The organism is Bacillus cereus group sp. BfR-BA-01347 (assembly GCF_022663835.1).
GTDB classification, from domain to species: domain Bacteria; phylum Bacillota; class Bacilli; order Bacillales; family Bacillaceae_G; genus Bacillus_A; species Bacillus_A thuringiensis_K.
Window position 1 is genome coordinate 1 of record NZ_JAKUGG010000059.1, and the last position, 7,292, is coordinate 7,292.

The following is a 7,292-nucleotide window of genomic DNA, read 5'->3' on the forward strand; positions in this document are numbered from 1 at the left end:
AAAATGGCAAGTAGAAATTTTTGATATAGAAATCTTTGAAGAAACATATACCTTATCCAATAATGGATTTAAACTACTAAAATACTGGCAAGGAAATATGTTCTTCTTTGCCCCAGAGCGTCTTGACAATCATGGTAAATATGTTCACCTGCGTTATTGGCATGACATAGACCTACTTTGTCATTTACGCTACGCTCCTTCATTTTTAGGTCATATTATGCATCCATCTATTAGTAAAGGGGTTTTTACCCCTTCTTTAAGTTTTATAGTAAATGGAGGAAAAGAACGTAAATTTAACTTTGTTGTATACTCCACCTTATTATCTGATCAAAAGGATCGATTAAAACGAATAATTGCTAGATGGCAGACTTTTGTAGAGTCAGGAAAAGATGTTATTATACAGGACTTAGGGAATAACCCTACAATCTTAGTTATTTATGTTTCTACTAAAAAACAAGCAAAGCAAATTAATAATGAACTATTACTTGATTTAATTCCTGGTAAAGTATTGTTATGCATAGGGGAATCTTTACATTTTCAAGGATTACAACACGCTTTTTATCAACCTCTTGCAGAAGGGGAGATCAAACAATTAGATACAAAGCTATTTATAGAAAACTAAGCCACCTTACAAGCTTTCGCTTCAAGGGTGGTTTGTTTATTTTATACTTAGCTTGGAATATTCAAAAAAACTTAACAAAATTAATAATCCTGTATCTACCTCTATACAAAGCAAGGATTTTGCGAAATAATATTCTTTGACACCTGTTAATAAAATAACATTATATACAAATATAGTTATTTCATTGGAGGAATATACAAGAAAGGAGTACTATATTGCTACGTATACAAAGAGGGTACATGTACGATCCTGATAATAATGAGGTAATAGTAAATGAAATTTTCTATGATGGTACATCAGAAAAAAAGTTAGGCAGTAAAATGGGGATATTTGAGCCAGTTAAAGTACCTATTGCTATTTTTGAAAAGGTCCAGGAAAACGAAAGTATGACCTATATGGAAAATGTTGAAGTAGAAGAAAAAAATATTAAGGAAATACTTTGTTATTTAGTTCAAAATCAAAAGCCCGAAAAACTATATTTTGAAATACAGTACATGAAGTAACACCAGGGCCTGAATATAAGAGGGGATTTATAGCAGGGGAATCAGGGGCATTATTATACAATACATGTGGGATCTGCATATAAACTTCCTTCTTATCCCTGTTCTATTGAAAACAATTGAATATAATATAAAAATGGTTTAATATAAATCTATATTTATTGTTTAATTGATTCCGTCTATTCCCACGCCCTATGTGTTGTGGTTGAGTTTTAGAAACAAGTTATATTTTTGTTTCAATTATGAAAGGGCTTCTTTGAGCCGATTAGTGTATATATAGCTTATTTTGCTATGCACATTTTAATCGACTTGAAGAAGTCCTTTTTGTGTTGTCTTCAAGTTAGGAATCACTTATACATAAACCTTTAGGACTAAAAATATGCTAAATGAGAAAGCACAAATTTTGTGCTTTTTGTTTAATTTAGGGGAGAGATTATATGAATTTTTACAGAGTATAGCATAAAAAAAATATGGATAAAACGCACATATTTCGTGCTTTTTATTTAGAAAAGAGGATATTTATGATGAAATATGAACATGCAATTACTTTAGATAAGCCAACATTATCAATAGGGGAAATCATTTAAAACTTTCAAAAGAAAAATTAATTAACACGTTAAATGTTATGAACTTACTATCTATAAAATCAAACCTTTATATTATTGTAAATTCCAAAATTTAACTATTAGGTAAGGTAATAAGAATCAATTCATACTGGCATTCGAAAGAGAAGAACAAGGGAATCTAAATATGTAAAGTACTTGTTGCAATGCTAAAAGCACAAGGAATTAGAATATGAAACTTGAGAGGAGTTATATAATATGATTACAGTTAATCGAGGATACATGTATGATCCAGATGATAATGAAGTCTTAATTACCGAAATATATTATGAAGCTGCTACAGATACTAAACTAGGAAGTAAAATGAATAACTTATCTTACTCAGCCATTCCTAATGAGATTAAAGAAAAAATAGAAGCAACTGCTTCATTATCCTATGTGGAAAGCATTGAGATGTCTCAGCCATTAGCTGTCGTATATCAAAATGAAATTAACATGTATGGAAAACCAGAAAAATTATACTTTGAGTATACAAACATTTAAAAAGAAAAAAGACATTGAACAGTTGGTTTCAATGTCTTTTTTCCTTTTAAACTATAGAGAAACAAATGGTTAAGGCTTTGCTTGGCATCCTATAGTGTTTTAGGTGTGTTATACTTATATTTATAAATTATAATATTTAGTAGAATGTTAGGTTTGTTTGCTACTATTCGATATATATAACTGGAGGAAGAATTATGGTTTTTTTTAAAAGGCAGTATGTGGTATTTGTGATACAAAGGTTGGTTTAAATCATTATAAAATACTAAAATCTGATGCATGGCTATGCCCAGATTGCTTTCATAAAGCAGGTGGCTTGGGTGTTGTAAGTGTAAGTACGGACACTATCGAAGAATTGAAAGCTACAATCGATGCAAAGGTAGCAAAACTTGCTGTGGATCCATTGTCATGCGCTGAAGGAATGTATCAATTCTGTATAGATAATAAATTCGGTTCTGGCTTTAATGAAAAGTGGGGTGTAAAACACTTCAAGGTACTAGAAGATAACTTGATGAATGGCGAAAAAATTCATATGACTTATATCGGAATGCATGATTATCAATCTTCAACAAAGCATGATGGTAATTATGCCTACGCTATAACTAATAAACGCATTATGTTCGGACAAAAAACAATGACTGGTGAAAAATTCAAAGCAGTAGATCATGAAAAGATAAATGATATATCTTTTGAAACAGGAATGTGGTTTGGCTTCCTAACAATTGATACTCCGCAAGAAAAGATCAAAGTTGCGTTAGATAAAGATTCAGCGAAATCCATTAATAATCATATCCATCAAGTTCTAGATGCTTTAAAAAGCAAACCTAATGAAGCTCAACCACAAGCAGTATCTGCTCCAATATCAACAGCAGACGAATTAAAGAAGTTCAAAGAGCTGTGCGATATGGGTGTTATTACAGAAGATGAGTTTAACGCCAAAAAGAAGCAGTTGCTTGGTATATAAATACAAGATAAACAAGACAAGTATATAAGGGGGGGGAAAGACATTGGACGTATTTGTTCAATGTCTTTTTTATTACACTGCAGAGGAGCATGTATAATGATTATTGTAAATGAAATAGAAACTGCACCCTATACACATTATTAGCTAACCTAGAGTTTCTTTTTAGGTAACAGTTTATTAAATTGTTAGCGATAAAAGCCAATAATTTAAAATTGAGACACCCTTTCTTCTTATAATCTGAATAATAATTTTTGTTACCTAGGGTAAGGATACCAAGTTGTTGAGGAGATATTAATAAAAGTACGAATTTGCCCAAAATCATCATAATATTGCGTGGAATAGGCTACGTGTGCTTGACAGGATAATTCTTTAAGCTACAATCAGGTGATACAATATCCCGCCATTCAGTAAGGAACCCTCCATCTTTAGTTAAATAAAGAATCTGAAAAACCGTATTCCACACTGCTTCCCCAAGAGGGTCATGTTGTTATTTAGGATGCATGATAAACTAATTTGATTACCCTTATCAGAATTTAGCATAACTGTACCAATAATGTTAGATATAAGAACATCACTTTTATCCCCAGTACTACTGTTGAATACAATCCAGCCTGGATCAAAGTATGTTTTAGTTAAGCAGTTATTATCCGCTTCAGCAATTTATAAGACTGTTTCTTTTGGTTCAAATCCCATAAAATATCCCCTCTTACCCAATTATATACTCATTGCATGAATGTATTTTTGTTCTAGTAAATTGGATTTAACTATTTTTAAAAATTAGGCAGTATTACTACTTTACTTAAATCTAAAATACATAAATTGTCATGAACGAATTATTATTTTGAAGGAGATGAAATATTAATGCATATAGTTCCGTGTTGTCATCTACAGGTATATACATCATTTACACCAAATCCTATGCAGTATATTCCATATGGGTCATGGGATAATTTTGTACAGCTCAACCCGCAACCACTACCTCCTTGTACTTTTGTAAAACTTAATCCACAGCCACTACCTCCAAGGTACTATTATTAAAAACAACAGCTTTCTAAAAAACTTAAATTGCAAAGTACCTCTAAAGACCACTGGAAAGGTGGTATTTAGAGGTATTTACATACAGAACATTGCTTCATATACAACTACAGAGGAACAAACCATTCTATTACAAGTAACCCCTAATTTAACTTTCACTTACCTTTGGACTTTCGTCCTTCACCAAGTTAAGGAATAAGATATCTGTGATGATGGGTTCTAACAAGACTTCAAGAAGGTTTACAAATGTTATTAAGCATTGGAGGACGTTGGGAAACAAGGGCACAATATGAAAATAAATATGTAATAGTAAGGAGAAGAGAAGCGCATGTATAATATACTTAAACGTCAATATAATTCTATTTTCCGAGGGGTGATTTGGATTAACGAGGAAGTACAAAGGGAGCTAAACCTATTAGTACAAAAAATTTGTGAAACCGTATCTTCTGTCCAAAAAATTATCCTTTTTGGCTCTCATGCTTATGGCACACCAAATAAAGATAGTGATTTTGATCTTTGTATTATTGTGGATGGTGTAGGATCAAGAAAAAGAGAAGTGATTAATCTTATCAATTGGGGTATTTACGATGTGATGGAAACACCAGTTGATATTTTAGTATATGGACCTGAAGAGTTTCAAGAACGTGCTAACCGTAATGTAACCATGGAATACAAAATTGCACTAGGGGGGCAAGTTTTATATGAAAAATACTGAGGATCTAGAAGAGTGGCTATTCATTGCAAAATCTAATTTAGATTCTGCTAGGTACTTAGCTCACATGAAACCTTTCCCTGCCTCAGTTATTTGTTACCATAGTCAACAATGTGTTGGGAAACCTCTAAAAGGATTTCTTACACTAAACGGTAGAACAGCCCCTAAAACTCATAACCTTTTAACGAATTTCCGGAAAGAATTCTCCTTCCTCAAGCGTGTGAAGGGCGTAGCCCAACGGTAGGTGGGAGATGAATTTCGGTTTGGCGTAGCCAAAAGGTTTTCCTTTTTATTTTGCCTCTGATATAATCAGTCTTATAAATTATAAGGGCTGGTATATAAATGAAATTAGATAGTAATAACCATTCAGTATTCTTGTTATATTATCACCTTGTGTTGGTCGTGAAATACAGAAGAAATGTGTTTGATGATGATATGTCAGACTATGCAAAAGATATGTTTGTTCGACTATCTGAAAACTATAACATCACGTTAGTTGAATGGAATCATGATGTAGACCACGTTCATATTTTGTTCAAGGCACACCCTAATACAGAAATGACAAAATTCATCAATGCTTATAAAAGTGCAAGTTCTCGACTTATTAAAAGAGACTTTCCACAAGTGAAAAAGAAAATTTGGAAAGAGATGTTTTGGTCAAGAAGTTTTTGCTTGCTAACTACTGGTCGTTCGCCAATAGACGTAGTAAAAACATATATTGAAAATCAAAGTGAAAAGTGAGGTGAAATGATATGACAAAGCAGAATAAAGCATATAAATTCCGTTTGTATCCAACAGAAGACCAAGCACATCTTATGCGTAAAACTTTCGGTTGTGTACGTTTCGTGTATAACAGAATGTTAGCTGAACGGAAAGAAGCGTATGAAAAACATAAAGATGATAAGAATCAACTAAAGAAACAAAAGCTTCCCACTCCTGCAAAATACAAAGCAGAATTTGAATGGCTAAAAGAAGTTGATTCATTAGCTTTGGCAAATGCTCAACTAAACTTGCAAACTGCCTATAAAAATTTCTTTCGTGGTCAAAATGACTTCCCAACATTCAAAAGCAAAAAAGACAGAAAGTCTTATACAACGAATGTAGTGAACGGAAATATTATGTTGCTTAACGGTCATATCAAATTGCCAAAACTGAAAATGGTACGTATCAAACAGCATAGAGAAATACCACAAGGCCATATAATCAAGTCATGTACGATTTCTATGACACCTACTGGTAAATACTATGTGTCCATTTTGACTGAATACGAAAAAGAGATCGTACAAAAAGAAGTAGAAACAGTTGTTGGATTAGACTTTGCGATGGATCAATTATACGTCAGTTCTGAGGATGAGAGAGCGAATTATCCTAAGTTCTATCGTGAAATGTTAGACCGATTAGCAAAGGCTCAACGAGTATTATCAAGACGTACAAAAGGTTCAGGGCGTTGGAATAAACAACGTATCCGTGTAGCTAAGCTGCATGAAAAAGTAGCAAACCAACGTAAGAACTTCCTTCATCATAAGTCTAAAGAGTTAGCTACTCATTTTGATGTTGTAGCTATTGAAGCTCTAAATATGAAGGGAATATCGCAAGCACTTCATTTTGGAAAAAGCGTCGCTGATAATGCTTGGGGTATGTTCACTTCTTTCTTAGCTTATAAACTACATGAACAAGGCAAACAGCTTGTGAAAATAGACAAATGGTTTCCTTCCACAAAAACATGTAGCAGTTGTGGAAATGTGAAAAATATGTCATTGTCTGAGCGAGTCTATTCTTGTATATGCGGTGTAAATCTCGATAGAGATTATAACGCAGCTATCAATATCAAAAATGAAGCAATACGCCTATTGGCGTTAGCATAGATAGCAATAAAATAACCCTTGGAACAAGGGAGTGAGCTCGGCTGTCTTAGGACGAATTCGTTAGCTACCAAAAGTAACGACTAACCGAGAAGCCCCCACTTCAAACAGTCCGTTAGGGCGTTAAGTGGCGGGTAGTTCACTGCTGCACAAATCTTGTCGTAAATTAGTTGAGGAGTTCTCATTGATTTTAGAACAATACGTGAAGCTGAATGGTTATGTTACAGACATTCGTTATCCGTATTTTGAAGCACTTACTGTCCAAGATGGATTAATGGCTCAACATGCTCAAAAAGTAATGAGTTTCTATAATGAAAAATTAAACAAACTAAATATACATGAAATTGTGATTGATTAAAAATAGAGGATATACATAAGAGAGGGTTGGTATTATCCCCTATAGGTAGACAGTAAAAAAAGAGTCCATCTGATATGATGGACTCAATACTGTTTTATCTGGAGGGGATTTTTTTATGGCAAGAAAAGGACAATCA

Annotated in this window: 7 protein-coding genes and 2 pseudogenes; all 9 read left to right on the forward strand. The window is 33.1% G+C overall.

The features are described 5' to 3' along the window. Positions 1-622, forward strand: a 622-nt coding sequence (locus tag MR143_RS32475; protein ID WP_242281294.1) for a hypothetical protein, incomplete at its 5' end; no start/stop codon positions are given. A gap of 215 nt (positions 623-837) precedes the next feature. Further along, the gene (locus MR143_RS32480) at positions 838-1,125 is read left to right on the forward strand and encodes a hypothetical protein (RefSeq protein WP_002164669.1); all 288 of its coding nucleotides are present in this window, start codon (positions 838-840) and stop codon (positions 1,123-1,125) included. Positions 1,126-1,943: 818 nt separating this feature from the next. After that, entirely contained in the window at positions 1,944-2,228 is a 285-nt protein-coding gene (locus MR143_RS32485) for a hypothetical protein (RefSeq protein ID WP_000633813.1), read from the forward strand. 313 nt (positions 2,229-2,541) lie between these two features. Continuing rightward, a complete protein-coding gene (locus MR143_RS32490) occupies positions 2,542-3,189 on the forward strand; it encodes a PH domain-containing protein (RefSeq protein ID WP_374267850.1) in 648 nt (215 codons plus the stop codon). A 1,363-nt stretch (positions 3,190-4,552) separates the two neighbouring features. Continuing rightward, a complete protein-coding gene (locus tag MR143_RS32495) occupies positions 4,553-4,939 on the forward strand; it encodes a nucleotidyltransferase domain-containing protein (protein ID WP_000282363.1) in 387 nt (128 codons plus the stop codon). Continuing rightward, positions 4,926-5,120, forward strand: a pseudogene (locus tag MR143_RS32500) (HEPN domain-containing protein); the annotation flags it as partial. The gene MR143_RS32495 and the pseudogene MR143_RS32500, both read left to right, overlap by 14 nt. Positions 5,121-5,278: 158 nt before the next feature. Next, a complete protein-coding gene (gene tnpA / locus MR143_RS32505; RefSeq protein ID WP_000762745.1) occupies positions 5,279-5,677 on the forward strand; it encodes an IS200/IS605 family transposase in 399 nt (132 codons plus the stop codon). Between the two features lie 11 nt (positions 5,678-5,688). After that, positions 5,689-6,801: a transposase gene (locus MR143_RS32510; RefSeq protein WP_242281295.1), complete on the forward strand. Its 1,113-nt coding sequence runs from the start codon at positions 5,689-5,691 to the stop codon at positions 6,799-6,801. A gap of 139 nt (positions 6,802-6,940) precedes the next feature. Beyond that, a pseudogene (locus MR143_RS32515) lies at positions 6,941-7,156 on the forward strand (HEPN domain-containing protein); the annotation flags it as partial. Positions 7,157-7,292: the final 136 nt, after the last annotated feature.

Excerpts from the sequence above, each read along its gene's own strand:
- tnpA (WP_000762745.1), top strand. The coding sequence starts at position 5,279 with ATGAAATTAGATAGTAATAACCATTCAGTATTCTTGTTATATTATCAC.
- MR143_RS32485 (WP_000633813.1), top strand. The coding sequence starts at position 1,944 with ATGATTACAGTTAATCGAGGATACATGTATGATCCAGATGATAATGAA.
- MR143_RS32510 (WP_242281295.1), top strand. The coding sequence starts at position 5,689 with ATGACAAAGCAGAATAAAGCATATAAATTCCGTTTGTATCCAACAGAA.
- MR143_RS32495 (WP_000282363.1), top strand. The coding sequence starts at position 4,553 with ATGTATAATATACTTAAACGTCAATATAATTCTATTTTCCGAGGGGTG.